We start from the raw sequence: 25,830 nt of genomic DNA on the forward strand, positions 1-25,830 counted from the left end.
TTATTTATTATGTCTTGGTACATCCGAAATACCTTCACCCATGCCCTGCAAAAACTCCGTCATCATCGACATCGTTGCCCTCGTTTCAGGGTTTCTCATCCTTTTGCCTAATTCCCAGAGGCTTGGCTTTTCCTGTTTTTCAACGGATTCGGCCGCCCGTTCCAGCCCTTTGCTTAGTCCCGACAGCATGGTTTTCAGTTGATCCGGGTTTAAGGTGCCTAAGAAGTTAAAAGCGTTGATTCCGTTTTTTATCGTCTTGTGCATCTCAGGCTTGTTCAATTGTTGAACGGCGATCACTCCCACATCATTGCGTTTTTCAATCAGTGCCGAAAGCGTATCCAGGGCACCCATTTCATGGAGGTTTTTCACGATTCCTATCATGGTCAGAATGGCCTCGCTGTTGTTTGCAAGCTCATTGACAATGCCTGAAACCGCTTCTTCCTGCACTTCTTCCCGGGTGTGAATTTGCTTTTTAATTTGCTTGATTGCTTTCGCCATATTCGTCCCCCCTTATTAAATCTTCTATTGGCGTAAAATCCGAACGCTTCCACTTGCCTTCTACACGAACACTGATCTGGGGAATGCGGTTGCCAAAACGGTGATTCACTTTCGGAAGCGGCGGTTCTCCTGACGCCTCCAGTACTTCCATCTTCACATCCATTTCTTTGTAGGCCGGTGTATGTGTAACAATGTCATGGTAGCTGCTCGTTAGCTTATTGACGGCTTCAATGTCTTCCCTTGTGTTCATGGTTAAATAAAGCTCATTGCCTTTTACCCGGTCGGTCACAATCGCCCGCACTTCCACATTTCCATACGGAGAAGTCAGGCTGACTAACGCACCGTCCTCGATCTTTCGCTCAACAGCAAGCTGAGGAGAAATTTCCACCCAAGGATGTGGAACTTTGTGTGTCAGTCCATCAGATTTATACGTCATGTTTCCTTCGTGGAAATGCTCCAGCAAACGGCCGTTGTTCAAATGCAGGTCATACTCTTCTCCCGGTTTAAAGGGCTCTGTCCACTCAACAGCGACCAGTCTCGCCTTGCCGTCAGGAAATGCAAACCGTTCCTGGTATAACAGAGGAGAATCTGTTCCATCTGCCGCCACAGGCCAAAGCTGGCTTTTCCACCCTTCCAGTCTTTCATAGCTTACACCCGCGAACATTTTCGCAAGGCTCGCTGCCTCTGCCATAATTTCACCTGGATGAGTATAGTTCCAATTCGCCCCTAAAACGTTGGCAAGATCCCGAAAGATTTCCCAATCCGCCTTTGACTGTCCAAGCGGTTCCAATACTTTATAAAACCGCTGGATGCGGCGTTCGGTATTCACGAAGGTTCCATCCTTTTCAAGACTTGGCGCGGCAGGCAAGATGACATCTGCGAATTGTGCCGTTTTACTGAAGAAAATATCCTGTACCACAAAAAAGTCCAGTTTTTCAAAGCCGGCATCCACGAAATTTGAATTGGAATCCACCAATGACATATCCTCTCCAAACAAATAGAGCGCTTTTAGTGCGCCTTTATGGATCGCCTCTACCATTTGATGATTGTCCAATCCTGGCTCTTCGGACAGTGTAACTCCCCATGCTTGTTCATAGCGTTCACGCACCTGCTTGTCCTGTACAGGCTCATACCCAGGGAACCATGCAGGCATGGTTCCGAAATCACAAGCACCCTGCACATTGTTATGTCCTCTTAATGGATAGGCGCCGGTTCCTGTTCTTCCGTAGTTCCCTGTGATCAACAACAGATTGGAGATCGCTGTACTCGTGTCCGTCGCTCCCATGTGCTGGGTCACACCCATTGCCCATAATGCACAAACGGATTTCGCCTCATGAATTGTGGCCGCGATTCGAATCAATTCATCTTTCTTTATTCCTGTTTTTTCTTCGGCATATTCCAGCGTGAATTTTTGCAGGGATGATCGATAATCGTCCAGCCCATTCACCCGGTTTTTCAAGAACTCTTGATCTTCCCATCCTTGATCGATGATATATTTCGTAATCGCTGAAAGCCAAATCAAATCGGTACCTGGTTTTGGATGAAAGTGTATATCAGCCCGCTCTGCCAGTTCATTTTTCCTCAGGTCGGCTACAATCAATTTTTGGCCGTGCAGTTTATGCGCTCTCTTGATCCTTGTAGCCAGCACAGGATGAGATTCAGCTGGATTGGCCCCGACAACGATCACAAGCTCTGCGGCCGCGATATCTTTTATTGTCCCGGCATCACCGCCAATACCCACCGTCCGCATTAAACCAGCTGTGGCTGGGGACTGGCAGTATCTTGAGCAGTTGTCCACATTATTGGATCCCATGATGGCACGCACAAATTTTTGAAAAAGGAAATTCTCTTCATTGGAGCATTTGGAAGAGGCGATATAGCCAATGGAATTTGGACCATGCTGATCTTTAATCTCTGTCAGCTTGCTCGCGATTAATTTCAGTGCTTCATCCCAGGTCGCTTCAACAAATTCTTCTCCTTGACGGATTAAAGGTTTTGTCAATCGTTCTTCACTGTTGACAAAATCCCAGCCCCATTTCCCTTTTACACAAGTTGAAATGCCATTGACAGGAGCTTCCTCACTTGGTTCAATTTTTAGAATATCCCTGCCTTTGGTCCACACTTCAAAGCTGCAGCCTACTCCACAATACGTACAAACCGTTTTGGTCCTTTTAATCCGGGCTTTCCGCATGGCTGCTTCCATTTCAGAAATCGCGAAAATTTCGTTATACCCCGGTTCTACTTCCTTCGTAAGATCAATCATCGGCCCCAGCATGTTTGCTGGAATCCCTGTCAGATAACCCGCTTCTCCCAGCATGGATTTCTCCATCAGCGCATTGCATGGACAAACCGTCACACAATGACCGCAAGAAACACATGAAGATTCATCGATCGGTACATCGTTATCCCAAATCACACGCGGAGCTTCACGTTCCCAATCGATCGTCAGCGTCTCATTTACCTGCAGATCCTGGCATGCTTCGACGCATCTCCCGCATAAAATGCACTGATCTGGTTCATAGCGGTAGAAGGGATGAGAGTTATCCGGCGGATAGGGCTTTGCTTCGAATTTATATTTTTGATGTTCAATCTCCAAATATTCCGCGGTGTTATGAACCACACAATTACCATTGTTGTTATCGCAGACGGTGCAATAGAGCTCATGGTTTTTCAAGATCCGCGACATCGCTTCATATTGCGCATCCTTTACCGTCTTCGATAACGTATCTACTTCCATTCCTGGCTTGGCTTTTGTTGAACAAGCCCGTACAAGCTCTCCTTCTACTTGAACAAAGCAGGTATCGCATGTTTGAATGGTGCCAAGATCAGGATGGTAACAAATACTCGGTATCTCGTAATCCTGAGATTTGGCAACTTCAAGAATGGTTTTTCCCTGAGTGGCAGCAAAGTCTTTTCCATTGATCTTGATTGAAAACTGTTTTTCTTCCATTGAATGCGCTTCCCTCTTTTCATTATTTCATTTCCTTTGCATAGCATTTCCAAAAATGAAAGTAATTAAAAGGAAACTGCATATGAGATAGCAGGATTGGTTACTATTTTTATAGACAGGATTCAAGAAGGAGTGTTAGATGGATGGAGAATGACGCATTGTTTTCGCATGTCAAATCGATGATTGTTTCATCTACGAAAGTGCCGAAATGTATGGCGGTATCCACAGTGAAGGTTGCTGATCTGTATGGGGTAAAGCCAATGGAAATTGAACAGGGACTGAATGCACTGGTGGATGAAGGGAGATTAAAACGGGAGAAATTGAACGATTATCCAAATTATGAGGTGTATTTATTGCCATAAAAAAGGGGGCTGTCCAAGAAGTCTGTAAGCTGTTGATTTCCGTTCCAGGCTGCTCGCTTTCCGCGGGGCGTGCGGTGAGCCTCTTGGTGCAAGCACCGGCGGGAGTCTCACCTGTCACGCTAGTCCCGCAGGAGTCTCGCATCTTCCACTTCAATTAACTTTTCATTGAAGATTTTTCAAGCCAAAAAGGGGCTGCCTGAAGGTCAATTTCCGACTTTCTGGACAGCCCCTTTTTTATAATGGTTGTTTTCGTAACTTTGTTGCTCTTAGGAGGAGTTGATTTCCGTTTCAGGATGCTCGCTTTCCGCGAGGGATAAGGTGAGCTAGCTAATTAAGCCTGCTTGAGTCTCACCTGTCCCGCTGCTCCCGCAGAGTCTCGCACCTGGGCTCTTTACAAAAAGGACCCAAAAGCAACAATTTTTTAGAAAAAGAACCTTTATAATTTATCAATTAGCTTGTTTAAGGTTAGTATTGCCATGATCATTTTCTGTTCTTACATAGCTGTTGCTTCCTGCGCCTATCCCTACTACATAGAGAAGTATGGCCGCAACGACTAAAATGATAAGCGGAACGGTCCAGCTATGGGTTTTATCATGCAGGAAGCCGAAAAGAGCCGGTCCTATGGCAGCCAGCAAATACCCGACAGATTGCGCCATACCCGAAAGCTCTGCCGCCTGATGGGCATTTTGCGTCCGCAGCAAGAAAAACATGTTGGCAAGGCCGAATCCCGAACCAATGGCAATTCCGATCAGTATGACATAAAGGGGGGCCAGCGAGGTTACTCCACTAAGTATACCGGCATATCCCATTAGCAGAAAGATGACGGTGAAAGCTACTAGTTTGCGCTGGTTGGCACTCCGTCCCGCTAAAATCGGCACAATAAAAGTAGGCGGAAGGCTTGCAAATTGAGTTAATGATAAAAGCCAGCCTGCTTTTGTCGGGTTAACCCCCTGTTGATGCAAAATTGCCGGGAGCCAGGTTATGATCGCATAAAAGACGGTTGATTGCAGCCCCATAAACAAGGTAACTTTCCATGCAAGCCCGGAACCCCAAAGGTGCGTCCCTGAAGAAGAAGATTTAGGAACATGCTGTTTTTGAAGAAGCTGAGGGATCCACACAATAATGGATACGAGAGAAATGAGTGCCCAGCATACGAGGGAAAAGCGCCAGCCATACCCCAACCCTTTTGTAATCGGAATACTGACGCCAGAGGCAATAGCAGCCCACATATTCATTGAAACGGAATAAGTACCTGTCATTAATCCTACTTTGTTTGGGAATTCTCTTTTGATTAAGCTTGGCAACAATACGTTACACACAGCAATGGCAATTCCGAGCAAAATCGTCCCGCTGAACAAACCTGGTGTAAAAGGAACAGAACGCAAAAGAATACCTGCTCCCAATAAAAGTAAAGCTCCAAACAGGGTATGCTCCAATCCAAACCTCCGGGCGATTTTTGGGGCGACCGGTGAGATCAGGGCAAAGGCAAGCAGTGGCAGCGTAGTCAGCATTCCTGCTAATGTATTGGACATTCCAGTATTTTTACGAATGATTTCGATGATTGGACCTACACAGGTTAACGGTGCCCTTAAATTAGCACCTGCAAAAACGATGCCCAGGATGAGCAGCCATACTCCAGGCTTAGAAACGGATTGAGTATGATAAATCTGTTTTTTTGAAATCACATTGCTTCCTCCTCAAAATTCTTGGTGCAGCTTTCTTCTATGATGAAACTCCTGAAAAACAACAGAACACAGCGGTGCTTTCTAAAAAAGAAAATGCCCGACTCCTCCACAAACGCTACTCGTGTGGGGGGGTCTGGCACTATGTAGTCAGCCTATTTATGTAGAAAGCAGCTGCCTGAAAAAGCGTCATAATTCCATTATAACATAAATCCCTGTCCTTTACAGGGATAAAGGGTAAAAGGATGTTGAATGAACATGTTATGCCCCTTCAACATTAAAAAGGACGGCACTTGCTTTAGCAACCATTTCCTTTTGATCATTAAAGACTTGGCATTCGGTATGGGTCAGTGTTCTACCCTCTTTTACAACCTGTGCATGGGCAACTAATAAATCACCTTTTCCTCCTTTTAAAAAGGAAACGTTTAGGTCGACAGTTACCACCTTTTGCTGATTGTTTTCATTGGGTTCAATCGTATTGCACATGGCTACATCCGCCAATGAAGAGATAATGCCCCCATGAACGACTCCCAGACTATTACGATACATCGATTTTACGGGTAAGCTCACTTTAACCGTTTTCTGATCCACTCTTTCATACTCAAGCTCCAAAAATTGATCAAACGCTTGTTTTATAAACATGAACACCCCTCCTGCCTTTACTATTTATTAGTTAGAAGTATAGGGCTCAATAGGAAAAGCTGTCAAAAATGACAGCTTCGGCTTTATATCAATAATGGAATTGCCGGACGCGGTGTTCAAGCAACGCAAAGTCCTAACTAGTCCACTCTATCCTTCTCAAGAACCGTAAAATCCTTGTCTACCAACCAAACTTGGTTCACTTTGCTGCCTGGATCTCTTTCTGTACCACTGAAGTGCTGCGCCACACATACATCGAAAAAGCTCTTTACCTGTTGATTATAGGCAGCCTTTTTTGATTGAATGATAAAGAACTTTTCTTCCTTCGCGATAATGGCTTGCGTATCAAGAACGGCGTGATACCGATTTAAGTCGCCGAAGTTGTAGGACATATACGTATTAAACGCTGACTCTATCTCCTTTTTCGTTTGGTTTCTGGCTTCTCTTTGCTGGCTGACTGAATCATAGGGCTTTTCTTGTCCGAGATTTGATGAAACCGATGCCGCCTGCACGTATTTTGCAAACAGCGCATCATTCACTTTAAAACCAACATATAAACCCGTCACGACCATCAACATGAAAATGATTATAGGCTCTCTTTTACCCATAGATCCCTCCACACTCTACCAATAATCCATTCTCTCTTTATATCCTATGTTTACTAGGGGGAAAAATAGTCTACTAATTTTTACGGTGTGGGTTACTTGCGAAAATCCTCTCATTACTTGCGATTTTGCTTTCTTTACTTGCGATTTTCCGTTCATTACTTGCGAAAAGTCACACTTTACTTGCGATTCGACAAGGTTTACTTGCAAAACACATCATTTTCATAAAACCCCTGCCGGCTGAACTACAGGAGGTATAAACTCTCTTGTATATTCTAAGAATGTTGATAAACTCAATTTATATAACGGTTTGATAAAGAGGAGATTAATATGATTAATAAAATTGGAAAAATAACGGTATATGTCCAAGATCAAGAACAGGCAAAGGATTTCTGGCTAAATAAAATGAACTTTGTTTTAAAAGCGGACCAGCCTATGGGGCCAGACGCATCTTGGATTGAAGTGGGACCAAGTGACGACGAATTTACCACCTTAGTTCTCTATTCAAAGGAAGCAATGGAACAACATAAACCGTCTAAAGTAGCACATCCGTCAGTTTTATTCAGTACGACTGATATAGAATCCGCTTATGAAGAAATGAAACAACGTGGAGTGGAAGTAGATGAAATGCTTAGATTGCCTTTTGGGAACATGTTTTCATTCAAAGATCAAGATGGCAATGATTATTTATTAAGGGAAGACAAATAAGGTCGAGGACATCCAAGGAACCAAACGATAAATAAAATTAGAACCCAAAAAAAGGCACGAGAGTTCCTCATAGTGAACTTTCGTGCCGTGATTTTTATCTAGAAATATTTAAGGATACAGTTCAATCTGACTGAATAAGTGCTTTTCTTATGCCTGATTGGTAAAAAGGAATTAACCAATCAATTGCTTATCATTCTCTTTGTGTGGGGAAAAATTCAAATTGCGAATACTTGATATGGTTAAAGGCCAAGAAACAGCCAGGATAGTTATTGAAGCTGCGAGTATCAACGTTTTTTCAACACCTATTAATCCTGAGACAGGCCCTATAATTGCCATTCCTAAAGGCTTTAGAGCCATTGATCCAAAACGGTTAATAGAATCAACACGTGACATAAGATGGTTAGGGACCAATCTCGAAATAGCCGTGGCTTCTAGTGTACTAAAAAAGGAAATAGAGAACCCCGAGATGAATTCAGATATAGCAATGATCGGTGTTGAAGCGGGAAGTGCGAGCAGAAGCAGCGTTGGTCCGGATCCAATAATCAATAATAAAAAACCTACAAATAATGGCCTTTTAGGTTTGAAATACATAACCATAATACTTCCGGCAATACTCCCTATTCCTAACGCAGTAGAAATTAATGCCCAATCCGGTGCTCCTCCAAGATGTTTTTCAGCAACCAGTGGACCAAGCACACCAAGACTGGAAAGCAAAAGAAATTGAAAAACACTTGCACTTACGATAAGTACGGTCAGCCATGTTTGTTTCGTGACATACGCCAATCCTTCACGTAATTCTTGAAAAACAGAACCATTTGTCGATTTTGTCTTTTTAGGATTTCCAAGCGGACCGCTCGTCATAATAATCATGGCGCTTAATAGAAAAGTAAATGCATCTGCAACTAGAATCCATCCAGGGTTTAAATATACCAATACTATTCCGGCTAAAACTGGTCCAGCTATTTCCGCAATGTTTCCAGCAATTGCAAACAGAGCAAAGGCTTCTTGTTTCTTACCATCAGGAGCAACTTGCGCAATTGCACCAGTAGAAGCTGGATTAAAAAAACTGCTTGTAACCCCTCTTAGTGCAGTTAATAAAGCGATATTCCATACACTGGCATGATCTGTGATTAATAATAAACCAATTAATCCTTGGGATAAAAAACCTAAAATATTTGAAATGATCATGATTGCCCGCCGGGGATAACGGTCTCCAATAACCCCTCCGAGCAGCATAAGAACTAAGCTGGGCAAAGCACGAGCAGCCAGAACAATACCCAGTCCCGACGCCGAACCTGAAAAGCTTAAAACAGCAAACGCTAAAGCGATTGGTGTCAGCATATCGCCCAGTATAGAAATACTCCGGGCAAAAAACAAATGCCGCAATGGCCGGGATTCTAAAAGCAATAATTTAGATGATATTCCCCGGCTGCTCATGAGTGTACAGCGGCAAGATGAATAAATGGTTTTAATGAATCAACAGAAATTTCCGGACGTAATGTTAACATATCTTTATTTAAATCTTGAGGTTGTAATTCAATATGTTTAATCACTTCGATGGCAGGAGTCCCATCAAGTCCCATTAGATTCCACAACTGATGAGATAACTTAGGTATAATAGGGGCCCCTAATAAAATGATCCCAAGCAGCCATTCTTCAGTCTCCTCTGTATCGTTGTACATCCAATCCTTTAGTACCGTTACGGCTGAAGGAAGGTCTAGCTGTTGCGGAGTCAACCATTGTTTTTGTTCTGCCAGGGCTCGTTCTAGTTTATCTGTCATGTTAAATAGAATGAATTGGTTTTTGTTTAATAGACTGAATGCAGGAATTAACTTTTCACTGTACCATTCTCTAAATGACATTATTGAATCCACCATTGCTTCAAGCCTAATGTCAGCTGATCCCTTATCAAGAGGTGCTTGTGCAAGGAAATATCTAAGTTCATCAGATGAAATTCCAGTATTATTTTCTTGGACATCTGCCAGCCAAATGCCATGTTTTTTACTCGTGGAACATTTTTGCCCTTCAAGGAACAGCATGCCATTAACGATTGTCGTATCAAAAGGCTTTAAATGTCCCCCAGATCCTTGCGCGATGACGTGTGGAGCAACCAGACCAGGAGTAGAATTATCATTGCCAAAAATGCCTATTGTCGTTACTTTACTTTCCGGATGAAAAGGATGAATCTCCGCTCCGGTTAGCCGTTTAAAAACGTCACCACAATACACACTATATTGGTAATACGGATTGGATAGTAAAAAACCTTCTGGTAATACGTCAGTTTTTATGCCCCATGAACCGGGTCCCGAGAGGCGGATCCTGCCTCCTCTTTGAGTCAAATATTCTTCGGCTGCTTTCATCCAATGAGCTTGGACACCAGTACTTTCGAGGTGATTAAGGATTTTCAAAATATCTGTTGGTCTTGCGAACCAATTTTGTACGGTACGCCATTCCAATGTACTCTCATCTAATCTTGACTTAGGCTCAATAAGTTCTTCAGGCTGAAAATGTGCCCCGCAATATACACAGGAACTGCCTCCACAGGGTTCTTTACATTGTGGACATCGCCCTGATATCCAGGTTCCCATTAAAGCTTGCCCTGTCTCTTTTGAAAAAGGGACTCGTTCATCCTCAAGATTGGCATAACCGCTTTTTTGTAATTGATTTAAAATTTCTTCATGGGTTTCTAAATAGCCGGGAAAGTGCTCTGGAGATCGAGGGTCTATCCAGGCATCAAAGTGAATATCAAGATTGTTTAAGTCCTCTTGTATAGCGGTATGATAAAAGTCACACGTCTCATGTGGTGTTTTGCCACTTTGTTTTGCTTCTGCCAACACCCAGTTTTCAAAGGCATCACTTCCAGAGATAATTTTTACTTGATGGCCTTGGATACGCAAGGCCCTTGCTAATACATCAGCTCTAAGGTATGTTCCTGACCCGTGGCCAATATGCATCCTCCCGTTTGGAGTTGGCTGCATGGGAAGTATTAGAACGTTATTCTCCATTACTTTTTCTCCTCTTGCTGATTATTTATTGTTTCACTTGTATCAACTTCCAAAACAAAAGCTTTCTCAACCGCAGAAATAATATTTTCAATGTCATTTTGACTTTCGAAATGAGCAAATAGAATACCGCATATAGCAGATGAATCAAGCAAGCCATCAACAATGTTTCCTGGTTTCAGCTTCATATCGACTTCTAGTAATCCAGGCACATCATTAAAATCATCAGCACTGCTTATTGTTCGAACTCTTCCTCTCTTGGTCGGAAGCATAAGCTCGATGACTTGAGGTTCTTCTTCATGCTCAGGATATTCCCACACATACTGATTTCCTAAAGAAACAGCAATGTGAGCATCCCACGAGTCAAAGCCACTCTGAAATTTAAGCATCTTTCGAATGCCTCCACCACCTGGCCGGCATGCAATCTCTCCGGCCACTAATCCATTCGGTGTAAGGAAAACTTCAAAGTGAGTCACCCCATTTATTATTCCTGTAGCTTTTACTGCTTTTTCATGCATAGCTAGTATTTCACTTGCCAACGGATCTGAGGGATGAATAGTAAAAGAACCGTAAATACCACCAGAAGTATATTCAATGACAGGTTTAATATATTGTGAGACTTTAGCAAATACTATTTTTCCATTCTCAACGTATCCATCACAGTGGAATTCTTTAATAACATTCAAAAATTTCTCTACGATCACCGGAAATTCTTTTTCTGATGTTGTTTTAGGATGCTGTAATAGACTAAAAAAATTCTCAGCCTTCTTTGAAAATAATTCATCCTCATCTTTGAAAATCATTGTAGCGTCCGCACCTGCTCCAATGATGGGTTTAACAATAATTGGCCAGCCGATTTTGGCAGCTGAAATGAATATGTCATTTAAGCTGGTGGCTATTGCATAATCAGCTGTAGGTATTTCAGCAGATGAAAATCTTTGTTTCATAGCAAACTTATTTGTACAATTCGTTATGGTATGGAAGGATGGTCCTTCCAATCCTAAATAATCTCTTAAATAAGCAGCCGTTTGAGCGGCTCTCTCAGATAAGGAAATTACTGCTTCATAGTGATTACAGTTTCTTTGTTCAATGACCGTTCTAGCTGCATTGGCTGGCTCATTAAGATTATCAACAAAAACAATGTCAGTCTCGGGAGGATACATGTCAGTAAACCTTGGTTCTGTTACAAACGTTACTTGGATATCCGTTCTTGCTGCTAAAGCTTTAGCATGCACCGCATCACCGGTATTTGTTACAAGAATTGACCTCATGGAAGTTGAATCCTTTCTAATCGTTTTATGTCACTGGCAGTTACAGCCTCTTGCCTCGTCCTGTCCCAATTAACAAAATTAAAATCTTTAAATGGTGTTGGTTTTGTAGAGGAATTCACTATTCCCCAGAGTGGTTCAAGCCTCGCTCCGCGTTTTAGCTTTGCTCTATAAGTGCCCATCCCATATTCAACATGGTCATACCCGTTTTCAATGGCAAAGCGAATGACTTCATAGTAAGCCAAGTTGAAGTACTCGTAGCCGCCTCCAATAACATCGAAGTCAAATCCTACAGTCCTGGCGTAAATCGTATTTCCCCACAAGAAAAGTAAAATACATCCTACAGCAGAACCTCCAAGTTTTAAAACAAAGACATGACTATACTCGTTTGCAGTGTCTACAAGCGTTTGCAGTTCTTTAGCTTCCTGATCAGGCGAAGTCTTATAGCCATATTTTCGTTCATGATTTGCAAATAGCTCAGCAAATGTATTCATTGAGTCAGCAAGTTTACAAGACTCTATGTAATAGCCTTTAGATGTGAAAACTTGTTGTTCGCGAAGCACTCCCCTTTTCCACTTGATGCTCTGCATATATTCATCAAAATCATTCCATTTAATATCTAATATGGAATTTGCCCCTGCAAGGAAAAAATCAGAATGGTTCTCAATAACACTTTCTAATTGAGTACGTCCACTTTTATTGATATACAACGCAGAAGTTGATGCAGCACCAAATTCTTGAGCATATTTGTTGGCAATATCCAGCATACTTGCCAGAACATCATCTTTTTCTTCAGAATGAATAGTTGGACGTATAAGAAACTCGCATGAGTAAGCTGCTCGAGAGCCAACAATGAAAGCAGGAGACCAATCATCTGCCTGAAAGTCTCCTCCAGAGCGTTCAAGAAATCTCTTGAACGGTTCATAATAACCTCTGGCGCTCGGTTTTCCCCAGTAAATTGGCAGGACCCCCATAAGCTGACCTGCATGATCACGGGTAACAACATATCCTGTATCACCGCCCCGTAAGCGTTCAATAGCAAGAAGCCATGGCCGGCTTACATAAAAACTGCGTTCTTTTGTGAGAGGCAAAAGCTCACTTTCAGAAATATCCTCTATAGAAGAGACTACTGTAATGTCATAATTATTTTTAAGGAGAGAACTGGTAAGTTTAAAACTCAATCAATTCCTACCTCCTTTAGCACATCCGATAGTCTGCTCAGCGAGTCACCACTCCACTGAATACCATCTCCCCGGTCAAGCAAAAATGCTTTTAAACCAGCTTTTTCTGCACCTTCCAGTTCATGATCCAGGCCATCTCCTACATAAATACATTGCTCACAGCCTAAGCCTAATTTAGAAGCAGCGTATTGATAAATTTTCGGATCGGGTTTCATAATGCCTACTTCAGCAGATAAGGCAATAACATCAATAAATGGCTCAATAACCGAAGAAGAGATCATGTTGCGGACATCACTGCTGCAATTTGAGACAACCGCAATACGTATATTATTTTTTTTCAATCGATCTAAGACATAAACTGCCTCGAAATCTGGCGATTCAAAAGCGGAACCATGTATATCTCTCCGTACATTCATTGCATTTAATATCGTTTCTTCGGTCCATCCAGAAGCAAGTTCATCTCGCATCCAGCTCAAATATTGATATAGATCACCTGTTTCTCGTCGAGAACGCGTTTCAGACCATGGATTTATTAATTTTTGCGGTTCTAAATCCAATGTAGCTGACGTCTCAATAAACGCCTGTTGCTTAATTTGATCCGATAAAGGTACAAGGGTATTCCAAAGATCAAAGATTACTCCGGCAACTTTATTTCCCATGATAAACTTCCCCCATTCCTAAAGAAGGCCATTTAGCCACGATTGGACTTGTCCAATCCGAATTATCAATAACTACATCTGCAATTAGATCTGGACGATATATTTGTAAATATGTTCTCTGTGCCGGAAAGTATTTTGTGTGGTATTTATTTAATACTTCCTCTCCTTGTGTCGGAACATCACGAATTGCCGCACGCTGTAGAGCAGTATCTTCATCGATATTCAAAAAGATAGAGAAATCAATAAACGGATATGTTTCAGGCCGAAACAGAAATACGCCTTCAAGTAAAACAATAGAATTTGGAAAGATACTGTATTCCTTTTGTAATGACATACTGTCAGAAAGTATATCAAGGTGATTTAAGGTGATTTGAAGCTGGCCTTGATCTTTTATGGGATTAAGCACTTTAGTTACAAGTTCATCAAAATTAATACTGAGGTTATAGTATTGATCCGCTTCTGGCAGATCAGGCACATATCGCTTAGATTTTGGATTGTGAAAATCATCTACATGAACGATTTGGACGGACTCATTTAACGTTTGTAAGTGCTTGTGAAGTTCATATGTTAATTGAGTTTTGCCAGACGTATCAATACCGGTAATACCCACAATCAAAGGAGTATCAGCGGAACGCTGCTTAATGATAAGGGAGCATAAGTTATTTATAAGCCTATCCTGAGATAACGTCATAGTTCTCCCACCGGTTCCTTGGATTCTGTAATGGATTGGATTAACCGGGAAGATAAAAGCCTATATAGATCTTTACCATAAGCAGCATTATCTTTTTGCACGAAAGGTGTTGGTTCTACTCTCAAAACTGATAAGTTTTTAAATACTTGGCCGGCAATCATAGCAGCCCCCTCTGAATCAGCCGTTATTCTTTCTTTTGATGACTTGGACCAGATAAGGTTTTGATCAACAAAAATGTCTGGCGCTTTTCCGTAATATCCCAACGCTTGTACGATTAGACCTGAATCTTCTAATAATGCCGAGGCATCGAGCAGGGAGTTGATTTTGACTACCCTTGCGTCATGAACGCTGCCTGCCCATAGATTACAATAGAGCTCTTTTGAGCCGTGTCTTAATCCAGAATCACGGAAAACGATGGTTAATCATGGTAAATAAAGTTGAAGCCTTTAGTGATAAAGGTTGTTTCTCTTTATATAAAAGGCACTTGTTATAAAGTCTAATTGCTTCTTTGGAATTTCCTTTTTTGGTTTCGATATATCCTAAATTTTGATAAATTATCCCTTTTAAAAAATCATCATTAAATGATATTGCCACTGCCTCAGCTAATTTAAAATGTTTAATTGAATTCATTCCAATTTTCAAATCGTTGATATACAATACCTAGCAGAATTCTACAATCGGCACATCTTCTAAAATCATAGATTTCTTCAAAAATGGCTAGTGCTAATTTTATATAGTCCAGACATACTGGATTTTTCCATAAACGATTGGTGCTTAATCCCAGCAAGTAATAGAGGTAACCTTTTTCTAGTAAAGTAAAGTTGTATTTTTCAATGAGTTCTTCACTTTTTTTAAATGAGTGGTACGATTTGTCATGCTGATTTAAGTAGTATTCAAGTAAACCTTTTGCAATAAAATAATAGAAAGTTTTTTCACCTTGAATACCATCATCCAAATAAGAGACATCTTTTAATAGTGGAATTGTCTTTTCTGTATCTTGAAAGGCTAATAAAAGATAAATACTTTTAAAAACCTTTAATAGAATTTCATCCTCTGTATTTTCTTTGGGACGAGTAGACAGTTCTTGATAAAGCTGTTCTGCCTCAAGCTTATTTTTTTGGATCAGTTGATAAAACAAATTTTGAAAATCTGTAAGTCTATTTGTGGACGTCAAGTCATATAGGTCAACTTTAAGACGCTTAGCTAGACATAAACCAATATCACTAGACGGTTCAGCTACACCGTTCTCAATTTTACTTAAATAAGAAATAGAACAAATGCCTTCTGCGAGTTCTTGTTGTGATAAATTACGTGTTTTTCTGAAATACTTAATCTTTTCTCCTAGTTTCATAACAGCACCCCATACTTAACTCCTCATTTACATTACCACAAAAAATGTTTATTTTACCATATTTTTCTTTAGTAATTACCTCAGTAAAGCCCGTGCCATTTACAATGTAAAATAGATAGAAGAACCCTGCCGGCGAGATGCTGGCAGGGTTCTTTGTATATTGAAAGGTACTATTTTTTAGAATTTAAAGCGAATCGACAAATTCCAACCAATTTAAGAGTCTGCTCCTCCGCTATTCCAAACAATCGAAAACGTACTTCCATTCGGACTGCTTTCCTTCAAAACCAGATTCCCGCCAAGCGCTTTCGCAAGCATCCTGCTGAAGGGAAGGCCAAGACCAAGGCCGCGTACCTTCAGCTTTTTCTTTTCGCCGCGGAAAAAACGTTCGAAAATGTAGGGCTGCTCGTTTGCAGGGACGCCTGAGCCGGTGTCCGCTACATCAATTCTTCTTTCGGAAACACTCACTGTGATGCTGCCTTTTCCGTTCATGGCCTGGGCCGCATTATTGAGCAGGTTGATAAGAATCTGCTGCAGGCGGAGGGGATCGGTTTCTTTATGGATGTGTTCGTCTGGTACAGTGACGGAGCACTGTATATCAGATTGCTGGGTAACGCTCCACTCCCGAATGATAATAGGAATAAGTTCGTTCAGATTGCAGGTTTCCGGATGAATCGTAAAAGCACCTGCAGATAGGGAGTTGAAGTCGAGCAGATCCGCAATCATGGTCTGGAGCCGGCCGATTTCTTTTAAAGTGATGTCGAGAAATTCCTGCCGTTCCTCACCTGTTACAATTCCGTCCCTCACTGCCTGGATCAGGCCGCTGATTGAAGTGACAGGTGTTTTCAAATCATGTGTCACGCCGGCCAACAGCTCTGCCCGCAGCTTCTCAAGCTGGGTCAGACGCTGGGTCATTTCTTCAAACGATGTGACCAAATCATAGATTTCCTGTTCTTTTACGTCTCTGTTCAGCTTTACGTCATACTGTCCGTCTTTAATGCCGCTCGCTGCCATCGCAACCTCCTGGATCGGTTTTACGATTTTTTTAGAAAGAAAGTAAATGACAAGCCAGCCGAGAAGCCCGAGCCCGACAAGCAAAATGATGAGAAGGCGATATTCCTGATTCACTTTCGCAAGCTCCGCTTCATCCTGAATGACGACAACCCATCCTTTTTGGACATTTTCTTTAATCGGCGCCTTTACTGCATAGAGTGTTTTGCCATTGGCATCCAGCGTTTGAACAGATTTTGAATTTGAAATAATATGAGCCGGCAATTTCAACTGAAAAGGCCCTCGACGGTTATCCTCTCTTGGACCGCGGCCGCCGCCCCGCCCGATTTCATTTCCTTTTAGATCTGTAATGATCAGAAGGGGAGGGCGCTCCATATCAAGCACGTGTGATCTGTTGTCAAAACGCCTGTCAAATGCGTTAAATTCGTTGCCGCCGGATGACTGCGAAATCTGATCAGCCGTCTCCTCCGCCAGATATTCCAAGAGATTCAAGCGGTTTTCAATTGTCGTATGCCGTATCCACCAAAAGGAGCCGATGCCAAGAAGAAGAAGGCCGATGCAGAGGGAAATAAAGTAGCGGGTCGTCCAATAGGTTAAGAGACTCGTTCGTTTTTTATTTTTCATAAACACTGAACTGATACCCCAATCCTCTGAAAGTCCGGATCTCCCCATATCCTTGAGACCAGCCTGAAAGGGCCTGCCTTATCCGCTTTACAGCAAGATCAACTGCCCTGTCACTGCCCTCATAATCCATACCCCACACCTGGTCAAGCAGTTCGTCTCTTGTGAATGTGCGGTTCGGCCTTTCTGCAAGGAAGAGAAGAAGGGACATATCCTTTGGCGTCAAAAAAACAGATTCCCCGTCAACCTTCACAAGGCGGGATTCTGTATGAATGCTTAAGTTTCCGAATTGTCTCCGGTCATCAGACTCCAGCACTTTCGAAGACCGGCGCAAAACGGCATTGATTCTCGCAATGACTTCCTCGCCGACAAAGGGCTTGGAAATGTAGTCATCAGCACCCTGATTCAATCCCTTTAATTTATAGTCAATATCACCGAGAGCGGTCAGCATAATGACCGGGCAGGCGCTGCTTTTCCGGATCTCCTCCAGAACACCCCAGCCATCAAGCTCAGGGAGCATCACATCAAGAAGAACAAGATCGGGCGTGTGCTCTTTGAATTTGGCTGCAGCCTCAAGACCGTCAAATGCGTGCTGCACCCCGTAGCCCTCATGCTTCAAATAAACCGTCAGGACTCTGGAAATGGTTTCCTCATCTTCAGCAACTAAAATGGTTTTATTCATGGCGGCCTCCTATCCCCTTCACTATACAAGAAAAATCCCTGGCGAGAAATACCAGGGATCTTTGCTCATTAAACGCCTGTCGCTGCTAAAGTGTGTTGCTGCTGAGATCTGCTGAATCTGTTCCGTTTTGGTCTTGATCAGGGCCCTCAGCCGCACCGCCATCTCTATCATGACCAGGTCCGCCATGTCCATGTCCTCTGCCGAAACCGCCATCCCCAAATCCAGGTCCGTGGCCAAATCCGCCCATGCCGAATCCATCGTCTCCAAGCACGTCTTTCAATTTATCCGGATTTTTGTCTTTGATTTCATCTAGTAAATCTCTGGTTGTTTTGTTTGTTGTTGAGATGTTCAGTTCCTTCGCGAGCTTTTCTACTTTTTGATCCATCACTTCAGATGCGATTTGTCCGATTGATTTGCCGTCAATTGTGATGTTCATTTTTTTTGCTTCAGCTTTTACTTTCGCTGACTGAACTTCCCTAGCAGCCTGGCGGATATCTTTACCTGTCACGGAGATGCCAAGCTTTTTCGCATCCTTCTTCACTTGTGCTGTGAACACATCCTGCTGCAGGGTCTGTATATCTTTACCGGAAGTGGCAACGCCAAGTTCTTTCGCCTTCTTGGTCAGTGCTGCTTTTTGAACATCCTGTCTCAATGTCTGCTCATCCTTGCCGGATGTTGCAACTCCAAGAGATTTGGCTTCTTTCTTCAGTTCAGCTAAGTGAATGTCATTCATCAAAGTTTGAGCTGTTTTGCCTTTTATAGAAACACCCAGTTTTTCCGCCTCAGTTTGAAGCTTTTTCAGCTGAACCTCTTCAGCAAGCTTGTCGATTGTTTTTCCGGAAGTACTGATGCCAAGTTTCTTCGCTTCTTGTTTCAGAGTAAGATCTCTGATTTCTTTCATTAAGGTTTCTGCATCTTTACCGGAAGTGGAAATACCGAGTGATTTTGCTTTAGCCAAAAGCTCGTCTGTATTTCCGCTAAAGAAGCCCCCAGGACCGCCATGTCCGCCGAATCCCCCATGTCCTCCAGGACCATGCTTCATGCCGCCAAAATCAGACTTGGCTGCTGTGCTGCTTTGCGCTGTTTTTGCTGTAGTGTTATTGGCAGCGAAAGCAGTGGATGCTGCATAACCTCCAACTAAAACAGTACCGGCAATTGTAAACGATAAAACTGACTTATTCATTTTCATTTTCATTCCTCCTAAGTATGTGGTAAGGATCTTGCTTGCTGAACCTTATACCCATACTTTACTGGGCGAATGTGTCAGGGAAATGTCAGGTGGAGGGAAGTTAGAAAAAAATGTTTTTTAAGGATTTCGGTCAAAAACGCTTGCAGTGATTGGGTTGGACATCTTTCTTTTGTGTCAGTTTCGCGTCAATGATCCACCATTTAAAAAGGTTCTATCGATAGAGACAGAACCTATTGAACCCCTTTTATAAAATACCTAATTAACAGCTCCTTACAAAAAAAGCCTGTCTCATCAAAGAGATAGGCTATTGATTCTTATTTATACCAAACTTTGTAGTAGACCCTGGTGGTATCAGAGTTCTTTAAAAGAAGTCGGTATTGAGTATATGGAGATAATGCCGTGCTGCTGTTTTCTTGTGTGAATGTGATTGTTTGTGCCCCGGTTTTAGGAGCATCAGCTTGTCCAACACTTGTCCAGACTCCATTTATGGTTTTTTGCAGATATACTTTGTATTTCCCGACCGTTGTACTTGTGGAATCTACTTTTACAATAATATCATTGTCGCCATTATATGAGATTGGATAGATGGTATCCGTTCCTACATTATACAAGAAATTGCCCGTTCTATATTTCCCTTCCCAAGCAGGGATAAAGTTCATCGGGTTCATCGCATATGTTTTTGCAGATGTCCAGTAGGGTTGATGAACTTCAAAATGCAAATGCTGTCCGGACGAAGTCCCCGTGTTCCCCATTGACCCTATCACTTGACCCTGGTAGACAGCAGCACCAACACCTACATTTCTAGTATTTAAATGAGCGTAAACCGTTTCGTATGGCACGCTGTTAATCGTATGTTTAATAAAAATTACATTTCCATAGGAACTAGATAGGTAGGATCTGCTGACCGTTCCTGGAGCTGATGCAACGACTTTAACATATCCGCTTTTAGCCATATCTACACCATAGTGATACTCACCGTTTCTAAGTCCGAAATTAGAAGTAAACGTTCCTTCTGCCGGCTTAATAAATGTGTTATCCCCTGCCGCGGCCTGAGCCTCAATACCTATAAAGAATACCGAAAATAAAAAAGCAAAAACCGTTGATAGAATAAAACTCTTTCTCTTTATGCAAATACTTCTCAAGCTGTAATCCCCCAAATATTAGACTTAATTACATAATATAGAATTCTATACTAATATAGTAATTCTTTTTCCTCATACAAAAAAGGTAAAAAAGACCCAAAAATAAAATTAAAATAAGAGGATTAAAACTTTATGGCTATTATTTAGATAAGGAAATAGTTGGTTCTAAATAAAGAAAATGACGTATGCTAATTCATACGTCATTTCTTATGTCATTTATTAAGAAAGCACCCAAAACAGGTGCTTTCCTTATGAATACACTTCAGTGCGGAACATAAAAACACAAGAACCTGCCTGTCCTTGCTCAATCATTATCATGGTCGCCATCACCATGATCCTCATCGTTATTGTCTTGATCATCTTTATCGCTTAGAAGCTCTTTTTCAATTTTAATTTCTTTTCCGTCCAAGAATTCAATTTCAGCTTCTAAATTATATGAATGATCCTCCAGTCCAAATTTTGCTGTAATGATTGCGATCATTTCATCTTCTGACAAGTCAGGCTTTGTTTCCAGTTCACTTACTAATGAAGTAATCATTTCTTTTGTGGTGGTTTTGTAGTTAGCTTTAATAATGGTATGATTTTTTTTGTATTTGTATTTCAGATTCATTTTTTTATCTGAAGTTTCTAGTTTTATATCAATATTTCGGACCTTTTGAGAATATTCAACCCCATCTTTACTAACCTCGGCCCCATCATTGATATGATCTTCGTCGGTATCGGGATTGTTTGGTTCTGTTCCTAACTCTATTTCAGATATGTTGCTTAATTGGTCGTTATCTGAGTCTTCTAAGCCATCAGTTAGTTTATCTTTATCTGAATCTGATGAAACAGGGTTTAAGTTAAGCTGATACTCTACTAGGTTGGTTAGCCCATCTTTATCTTTATCTTCCTTAACGATATTCTTTCCTGAAAGTTTATATTTTTTTTCCCAGGTGTCAGCTATTCCATTTTTATTTTTGTCTACAACATGTGTTTTTTTCTTGTTCCCCTTCCCTTTATGGGATTCTGCATTCACTGTAGTAAACCCTTGGGAAAATAGCAATGTGGCTGTTAGTCCAATACCCCATACAATCTTCTTGTTTTTCATAAAAATTTTCTCCTTTTCTTCATATCTTCGGTGGCTGGCTGGCTTAGTAATTTTAATCACCTTAGCCCCTATAGCTTTGCGAGGCTATGTTTCCATAGCGTAGCCCTTTCGTTGTATATTCTTCAAAAGGAAGAATTAGCAACTTTTACTAAACTAAATGTTATTCAGTCCATAGAAACAGGCACAAAGACTTGTCCATTCCCATTAAGATGCTCGTATTTCTATACGCTCCTCTCGTGAAAAATTGAATATATTACTTTTATCGATAAAATAATTATTATATTTAGCCATTTTTATTATTAATCTGAGATTTTTTGGATCAACTAGTAACATAACCATACGAATAAAAAAAGCACCTATTCCTAATCGAATAAGTGCTTTCCTTATGACTAACCTAAACATGAGTGATATTCCGAACCCCGTTCCGATCCTACGAGGAGCCCGCTAAGAAGACAATTCCCAACAGTCATTTAATCATTGGTTATCATTAATTTGTTTAATTTTAGATAGATTCACTTTAGGTTTTCTGCTTTCGGTTAACAATCCGTTAACTTCTTGCTGAACATCGGTAATTTGGGTATAACAAAAGCCACTAATGTAATCAAGGCTCATGATCGCTTTCGTAATGGATTCATAACGATCTAAGAATTCCTGCTCGTCTTTTACCTGGTTGCCATATCCCCAGCCTTCTTCTGAGTTAAAGGCAATTCCTCCGTATTCACTTATAATAATCGGCTGGCCTTTATACTCATATCCTTGTGCCATGGCATGTTTAAAATTATTAAAGGCAATCTCATTCTTGATGAGTTTATCTTTTTCCTTATAGCGGTTTAGGAATTCGTCACCATATTCCACATAGTCATGAAGGGTAATGATATCCGAAACCGTATGCTCCCAACCGTCATTTACGATGACAGGCCTCATGCTATCCATAGATTTCGTCAGATGGTAGATTCCTTCCGTAAATTTTTGCTGCTGTTCGTTCGTGTAAATATTCTTTACTCCCCAAGATTCATTGAACGGTGTCCACGTGATAATACTTGGGTGATTATAGTGCTGTTGGACAACGGTCATCCATTCCTCCGTGAAATTTTGGATCGCCTCATCCGAAAATTGATAGGTTGCGGCCATTTCAGACCAAACTAAAAGGCCTTTCTTATCCGCCCAATATAGAAAACGCTGATCTTCAACTTTCATATGTTTCCTTACCCCGTTAAAGCCCATTTCGAATGTCTTCTCGATATCTAAAATGATCGCTTCTTCTGAAGGCGGTGTAAGATGGGAATCTTCCCAATATCCTTGATCTAACAGCAGTTTTTGATAAATGGGTACATTATTCAATAAAATATTGCCATTCTTTATCGATACTTTTCGCATACCGAAATAGGACTGAACGCGATCGAGCTCTTTTTCCCCATGGTAAAGGGTGAATTCCACATCATATAAATGAGGATGCTGCGGACTCCATTGCATGACTTTCCATTCATGGATTTCACTAGCCAGATTTACTTTCATCCTTGCATTTTCACGGTCAGCCCTCAAGCTAAATTCCTTCACAGGCTGGCCATTAAATGTAATCGATGTTCTTAACGAAAGCTCCTTTTGATCTTGTTGAACATTCGCCAATTTATAGTCGAACTCTACGGAATCCGTATCCAAATCTGGAGTGATTTTAACCGATTGTATACTCGTTTGATTTAAAAACTCCAGCCATACGGTTTGCCATATACCGGTGGATTGTACATACCAGCAGCCAAAGTTCTTATCAATCCATCGTTGCTTCCCTCTTGGTTGATGTTCGTTGTGGCTATCTTCTATTTTGACTACTACGTTATTTTCTTTTCCTGCATTTATATAGTTGGTAATATCAAAGGAAAATGCCGTATATCCCCCTTTATGCTGGCCGGCAAATATACCATTCACCCATAGTTTGGTCACATAATCGGCTGCCTGGAAGTGCAGAATGGTTTTTTTATGGGAATACTCCTCAGGCACAGTTACTATCTTTTGATACCAAATATAGGGGCAAAAGCTTTCCTCATGTATTCCGCTGGCCTTCGTTTCATACGTAAAGGGAACGATAATTTTTTGATTTAATGTAGTTTGTTTGTACCACTGCTCTTCTTCACCGACATTCGTCTGATCGAACTGAAAATCCCATTCTCCATTAAGATTCAACCATTCTTTTCTCTCAAATTGCGGTCTGGGATACTCCTTGCGAATGTTCACTTCCATGCTCAACAGCTCCTTGATAAATTAGTTGGTTTGCTCTATCTGGCTATGTAACTTCGAAATCGTTTTATTTTTTGCCAAGGCCAATATTCCGCCCGAAAGAAAAAGAACAGTACTCAAGAAATCCATAAAAAAGTAGGATGCAGCACCTAATAAAATAAACCAGAATGAGAGTTTTACTTCGACTTTGTCATCTTTAAAGTTTCTTGCGAGATAAAGATTCAATAACCCTATAACTACAAAAAAGAGGCCGAATGTTACTGCGAAGCTATATAAACTGCCAAACAAGGATTCCATCGCTTTCATTTGCGCAAATTGTGTTTCTTGAATACCGTTACTTTGTGATTTGATATATGATCCATAGACAAAGATGGTTAGCAGACCAGAAAGCATTTGCCATACCGATCCAATGATGATCAGTTTTCTTTCCAGTTTTCTATTCAAAGCATTTCCCCCTATCCTTTTACTCCAGATGATAAAGACATCGATTGTAAGAAATAACGCTGAGTAAACAAATACAAAATAAAGGTTGGGACAATCGCAATAATAGCGGCAGCCATCGCATGTCCGATATCTGTGACATACATTCCTTGCAGAAGCTGCAAGCCTGGTGTGATCGGCATTTTATCAATATCATTGAACACGATCGAAGGCCACAAAAAGTCATTCCATGAACTCGTAAATGTAAATAACGCCACAACGGTTAATACGGGTTTGATAAGCGGAAGGGTAACCTTCGTATAAATTTGAAAATCGTTGGCTCCGTCGATCCGCGCTGATTCATCCAGTTCAATCGGAATCCCGATCATAAACTGTCTTACTAAAAAAACATTAAACACCGCTGCCGCTCCTGGAACAATGGCCGCCCAATAACTATTGACCCAACCGAGGGTATCAACAATTTTATACAACGGAATCAGGTTCACAACGGCAGGGAACATCATGGTTGCCAGTAAAAAGGAAAAAAGCCAGTCCCTTCCCTTAAATCGCAGCCGGGTATATCCATACGCTGCCATTGAAACAACAACCAATACAAGAATGGTCTGTGTGACGGAAATGATCATTGAATTCATAAACCACTTGGCTACAGGAGCACTTGTGTTATTAAAAAGAACGTCCTGGTAATTGGCGATGACCCAGTGGATGGGCAGCATCGTAAAACCAAAGGTTTGGATATCGATCTCATCTTTAAAGGATGTGAAAAGTGACCAGGCAAGAGGGAATATCCAAATTAAAGTCATGCATAACAGAAAAATGAATGAAATCAAGGTGGAGATGTTTACTTTTTTCAATGGTACCCGCCTCCTACTTCCTCTCTCTTAATAAGAAAAATTGAATAACCGAGACAGCCATGATGCACAGACCAAGGATAACCGCCATTGCGGACGCAATTCCTGCGATGGATTGACCCGATCCAAAGGCATTCTGCTGGATATACATAAGAAGCACGGTGGTTGAACTGGAAGGACCTCCCTTTGTGAGCATGAGCGCCTGTCCATAGATATTAAACTGGGCGATGGTTGTAATGACAATCGTGAACAGAAGCTGATTCTTTATACTTGGAAGAGTGATGTGGAAAAACTTTTGCAGCCTGCCTGCCCCGTCCAGTGACGCAGCTTCATAGTATTCTTTGGATACTCCGTTTAATGCTGCCTGGTAAATGATCATGTTCCCGCCGATCCCCCACCAGACTGTTACAACGACGAGTGCGATCCATGCGTAAGGCTGTGTGCCCAGCCAGTTGGGTGAGGAAGTGAAATAATGGTTAATAGGTCCGAACGAAACGTTAAACATCATGGACCAGATGATCATGACAGCTGAAATGGAAAACAATACGGGCAAGTAGAAAATCGCTTGAAAGATCTTCATCCCTTTTGGTTTCACATGGAGTGCAGCAGCTAAAAGCAAGGGGATAACGATGCAGGCAGGAACCGTAAAAGCCACAAATTTAAAGGTATTTCCCAGTCCGGTATGCAGCTGGGTGTAGAACGTTGATTCTTTATTTAATAAAATATCCTTATAGTTATCCAACCCAACAAACTCGGGAGTATTGACCAAATCCCAGTTCGTAAAAGAAATGTACACACCAAAAAATATAGGAATAAGAAAAAATAGAGCAAACAACAAAAGATGCGGCCCGATAAAAATCATGGGCGAAAAATTGATTCCTTTCCGATGCGGCTTACCCATGGCTGGTGAAAGCACGTCTACTCTCTTTTTTTCTGTCAGCTTAAGATCCATATTTTTTCTCCTTCTCTTTTAGTAGAAGG

At 41.5% G+C, this 25,830-nt stretch carries 24 protein-coding genes and 1 riboswitch; of the genes, 2 read left to right on the forward strand and 22 right to left on the reverse strand.

Going from position 1 to position 25,830, the window contains the following annotated elements:
• A complete protein-coding gene (locus tag LCY76_RS20575) occupies positions 1–498 on the reverse strand; it encodes a helical membrane plugin domain-containing protein (protein ID WP_062237319.1) in 498 nt (165 codons plus the stop codon).
• Entirely contained in the window at positions 473–3,448 is a 2,976-nt protein-coding gene (gene fdhF, locus LCY76_RS20580) for a formate dehydrogenase subunit alpha (protein ID WP_248254205.1), read from the reverse strand. Before fdhF ends, LCY76_RS20575 begins: the two co-directional genes overlap by 26 nt.
• Before the next feature lie 143 nt (positions 3,449–3,591).
• Here fdhF and LCY76_RS20585 point away from each other — a divergent pair, with 143 nt between their 5' ends.
• Positions 3,592–3,810, forward strand: coding sequence for a hypothetical protein (locus tag LCY76_RS20585; RefSeq protein WP_248254206.1), 219 nt, complete (start codon positions 3,592–3,594; stop codon positions 3,808–3,810).
• A 446-nt stretch (positions 3,811–4,256) separates the two neighbouring features.
• Here LCY76_RS20585 and LCY76_RS20590 read toward each other — a convergent pair whose 3' ends face one another.
• The 3 genes from LCY76_RS20590 to LCY76_RS20600 form a co-directional block, all read right to left on the reverse strand.
• Positions 4,257–5,495: a CynX/NimT family MFS transporter gene (locus tag LCY76_RS20590; RefSeq protein WP_248254207.1), complete on the reverse strand. Its 1,239-nt coding sequence runs from the start codon at positions 5,493–5,495 to the stop codon at positions 4,257–4,259.
• 258 nt (positions 5,496–5,753) lie between these two features.
• On the reverse strand, positions 5,754–6,134 hold the full coding sequence (locus LCY76_RS20595) for a PaaI family thioesterase (RefSeq protein ID WP_053356717.1): 381 nt from the start codon (positions 6,132–6,134) through the stop codon (positions 5,754–5,756).
• Between the two features lie 137 nt (positions 6,135–6,271).
• A complete protein-coding gene (locus LCY76_RS20600; protein ID WP_248254208.1) occupies positions 6,272–6,739 on the reverse strand; it encodes a hypothetical protein in 468 nt (155 codons plus the stop codon).
• A gap of 327 nt (positions 6,740–7,066) precedes the next feature.
• Here LCY76_RS20600 and LCY76_RS20605 point away from each other — a divergent pair, with 327 nt between their 5' ends.
• Complete coding sequence (locus tag LCY76_RS20605) at positions 7,067–7,444, forward strand: VOC family protein (protein WP_248254209.1); 378 nt, start codon at positions 7,067–7,069, stop codon at positions 7,442–7,444.
• A gap of 171 nt (positions 7,445–7,615) precedes the next feature.
• On the opposite strand, the gene LCY76_RS20610 is transcribed toward LCY76_RS20605, so the two are convergent.
• From LCY76_RS20610 to LCY76_RS20690, 17 genes are all read right to left on the reverse strand, one after another.
• Positions 7,616–8,881 (reverse strand): MFS transporter, encoded by a 1,266-nt coding sequence (locus LCY76_RS20610; RefSeq protein ID WP_248254210.1) that lies wholly within the window; start codon positions 8,879–8,881, stop codon positions 7,616–7,618.
• The gene (locus LCY76_RS20615; protein WP_248254211.1) at positions 8,878–10,449 is read right to left on the reverse strand and encodes a class I tRNA ligase family protein; all 1,572 of its coding nucleotides are present in this window, start codon (positions 10,447–10,449) and stop codon (positions 8,878–8,880) included. Before LCY76_RS20615 ends, LCY76_RS20610 begins: the two co-directional genes overlap by 4 nt.
• A complete protein-coding gene (locus tag LCY76_RS20620) occupies positions 10,449–11,717 on the reverse strand; it encodes an ATP-grasp domain-containing protein (protein ID WP_248254212.1) in 1,269 nt (422 codons plus the stop codon). Before LCY76_RS20620 ends, LCY76_RS20615 begins: the two co-directional genes overlap by 1 nt.
• On the reverse strand, positions 11,714–12,895 hold the full coding sequence (locus LCY76_RS20625; RefSeq protein ID WP_248254213.1) for a GNAT family N-acetyltransferase: 1,182 nt from the start codon (positions 12,893–12,895) through the stop codon (positions 11,714–11,716). The genes LCY76_RS20620 and LCY76_RS20625 overlap by 4 nt, the downstream gene beginning before the upstream one ends.
• Complete coding sequence (locus LCY76_RS20630; RefSeq protein WP_248254214.1) at positions 12,892–13,554, reverse strand: HAD family hydrolase; 663 nt, start codon at positions 13,552–13,554, stop codon at positions 12,892–12,894. The genes LCY76_RS20625 and LCY76_RS20630 overlap by 4 nt, the downstream gene beginning before the upstream one ends.
• Positions 13,544–14,245 carry a nucleoside/nucleotide kinase family protein gene (locus LCY76_RS20635; RefSeq protein ID WP_248254215.1) on the reverse strand — a complete coding sequence of 234 codons (702 nt, stop codon included), beginning with the start codon at positions 14,243–14,245 and terminating at the stop codon, positions 13,544–13,546. Before LCY76_RS20635 ends, LCY76_RS20630 begins: the two co-directional genes overlap by 11 nt.
• Entirely contained in the window at positions 14,242–14,406 is a 165-nt protein-coding gene (locus LCY76_RS20640) for a hypothetical protein (RefSeq protein ID WP_248254216.1), read from the reverse strand. The genes LCY76_RS20635 and LCY76_RS20640 overlap by 4 nt, the downstream gene beginning before the upstream one ends.
• Before the next feature lie 455 nt (positions 14,407–14,861).
• Positions 14,862–15,596: a helix-turn-helix domain-containing protein gene (locus tag LCY76_RS20645; protein ID WP_248254217.1), complete on the reverse strand. Its 735-nt coding sequence runs from the start codon at positions 15,594–15,596 to the stop codon at positions 14,862–14,864.
• A gap of 213 nt (positions 15,597–15,809) precedes the next feature.
• Positions 15,810–17,228: a HAMP domain-containing sensor histidine kinase gene (locus LCY76_RS20650; RefSeq protein WP_248254737.1), complete on the reverse strand. Its 1,419-nt coding sequence runs from the start codon at positions 17,226–17,228 to the stop codon at positions 15,810–15,812.
• On the reverse strand, positions 17,218–17,907 hold the full coding sequence (locus LCY76_RS20655) for a response regulator transcription factor (RefSeq protein WP_248254218.1): 690 nt from the start codon (positions 17,905–17,907) through the stop codon (positions 17,218–17,220). Before LCY76_RS20655 ends, LCY76_RS20650 begins: the two co-directional genes overlap by 11 nt.
• An 85-nt stretch (positions 17,908–17,992) precedes the next feature.
• Positions 17,993–19,096 carry a hypothetical protein gene (locus tag LCY76_RS20660; protein ID WP_248254219.1) on the reverse strand — a complete coding sequence of 368 codons (1,104 nt, stop codon included), beginning with the start codon at positions 19,094–19,096 and terminating at the stop codon, positions 17,993–17,995.
• Between the two features lie 314 nt (positions 19,097–19,410).
• Positions 19,411–20,238 (reverse strand): M23 family metallopeptidase, encoded by an 828-nt coding sequence (locus LCY76_RS20665; RefSeq protein WP_248254220.1) that lies wholly within the window; start codon positions 20,236–20,238, stop codon positions 19,411–19,413.
• 304 nt (positions 20,239–20,542) lie between these two features.
• A complete protein-coding gene (locus LCY76_RS20670) occupies positions 20,543–21,328 on the reverse strand; it encodes a hypothetical protein (protein ID WP_248254221.1) in 786 nt (261 codons plus the stop codon).
• 26 nt (positions 21,329–21,354) lie between these two features.
• Positions 21,355–21,443: riboswitch (cyclic di-GMP riboswitch) on the reverse strand.
• A gap of 359 nt (positions 21,444–21,802) precedes the next feature.
• Positions 21,803–23,563 carry a glycoside hydrolase family 2 protein gene (locus LCY76_RS20675; protein WP_248254222.1) on the reverse strand — a complete coding sequence of 587 codons (1,761 nt, stop codon included), beginning with the start codon at positions 23,561–23,563 and terminating at the stop codon, positions 21,803–21,805.
• Between the two features lie 21 nt (positions 23,564–23,584).
• Positions 23,585–24,004 (reverse strand): hypothetical protein, encoded by a 420-nt coding sequence (locus LCY76_RS20680; protein WP_248254223.1) that lies wholly within the window; start codon positions 24,002–24,004, stop codon positions 23,585–23,587.
• Between the two features lie 11 nt (positions 24,005–24,015).
• Positions 24,016–24,852 (reverse strand): carbohydrate ABC transporter permease, encoded by an 837-nt coding sequence (locus tag LCY76_RS20685; protein WP_248254224.1) that lies wholly within the window; start codon positions 24,850–24,852, stop codon positions 24,016–24,018.
• A gap of 13 nt (positions 24,853–24,865) precedes the next feature.
• Positions 24,866–25,711 carry a carbohydrate ABC transporter permease gene (locus LCY76_RS20690; RefSeq protein ID WP_248254738.1) on the reverse strand — a complete coding sequence of 282 codons (846 nt, stop codon included), beginning with the start codon at positions 25,709–25,711 and terminating at the stop codon, positions 24,866–24,868.
• Positions 25,712–25,830 lie beyond the last annotated feature (119 nt).

This window comes from Fictibacillus marinisediminis (assembly GCF_023149135.1).
GTDB lineage: Bacteria > Bacillota > Bacilli > Bacillales > Fictibacillaceae > Fictibacillus_C > Fictibacillus_C marinisediminis.

Bases quoted from the DNA above. Each gene is read 5' to 3' on its own strand.
- LCY76_RS20575 (WP_062237319.1), bottom strand. From the start codon at position 498: ATGGCGAAAGCAATCAAGCAAATTAAAAAGCAAATTCACACCCGGGAA.
- fdhF (WP_248254205.1), bottom strand. From the start codon at position 3,448: ATGGAAGAAAAACAGTTTTCAATCAAGATCAATGGAAAAGACTTTGCT.
- LCY76_RS20585 (WP_248254206.1), top strand. From the start codon at position 3,592: ATGGAGAATGACGCATTGTTTTCGCATGTCAAATCGATGATTGTTTCA.
- LCY76_RS20595 (WP_053356717.1), bottom strand. From the start codon at position 6,134: ATGTTTATAAAACAAGCGTTTGATCAATTTTTGGAGCTTGAGTATGAA.
- LCY76_RS20600 (WP_248254208.1), bottom strand. From the start codon at position 6,739: ATGGGTAAAAGAGAGCCTATAATCATTTTCATGTTGATGGTCGTGACG.
- LCY76_RS20605 (WP_248254209.1), top strand. From the start codon at position 7,067: ATGATTAATAAAATTGGAAAAATAACGGTATATGTCCAAGATCAAGAA.
- LCY76_RS20610 (WP_248254210.1), bottom strand. From the start codon at position 8,881: ATGAGCAGCCGGGGAATATCATCTAAATTATTGCTTTTAGAATCCCGG.
- LCY76_RS20615 (WP_248254211.1), bottom strand. From the start codon at position 10,449: ATGGAGAATAACGTTCTAATACTTCCCATGCAGCCAACTCCAAACGGG.
- LCY76_RS20620 (WP_248254212.1), bottom strand. From the start codon at position 11,717: ATGAGGTCAATTCTTGTAACAAATACCGGTGATGCGGTGCATGCTAAA.
- LCY76_RS20630 (WP_248254214.1), bottom strand. From the start codon at position 13,554: ATGGGAAATAAAGTTGCCGGAGTAATCTTTGATCTTTGGAATACCCTT.
- LCY76_RS20635 (WP_248254215.1), bottom strand. From the start codon at position 14,245: ATGACGTTATCTCAGGATAGGCTTATAAATAACTTATGCTCCCTTATC.
- LCY76_RS20640 (WP_248254216.1), bottom strand. From the start codon at position 14,406: ATGATTGCCGGCCAAGTATTTAAAAACTTATCAGTTTTGAGAGTAGAA.
- LCY76_RS20645 (WP_248254217.1), bottom strand. From the start codon at position 15,596: ATGAAACTAGGAGAAAAGATTAAGTATTTCAGAAAAACACGTAATTTA.
- LCY76_RS20650 (WP_248254737.1), bottom strand. From the start codon at position 17,228: ATGAAAAATAAAAAACGAACGAGTCTCTTAACCTATTGGACGACCCGC.
- LCY76_RS20655 (WP_248254218.1), bottom strand. From the start codon at position 17,907: ATGAATAAAACCATTTTAGTTGCTGAAGATGAGGAAACCATTTCCAGA.
- LCY76_RS20660 (WP_248254219.1), bottom strand. From the start codon at position 19,096: ATGAAAATGAATAAGTCAGTTTTATCGTTTACAATTGCCGGTACTGTT.
- LCY76_RS20670 (WP_248254221.1), bottom strand. From the start codon at position 21,328: ATGAAAAACAAGAAGATTGTATGGGGTATTGGACTAACAGCCACATTG.
- LCY76_RS20675 (WP_248254222.1), bottom strand. From the start codon at position 23,563: ATGGAAGTGAACATTCGCAAGGAGTATCCCAGACCGCAATTTGAGAGA.
- LCY76_RS20690 (WP_248254738.1), bottom strand. From the start codon at position 25,711: ATGATTTTTATCGGGCCGCATCTTTTGTTGTTTGCTCTATTTTTTCTT.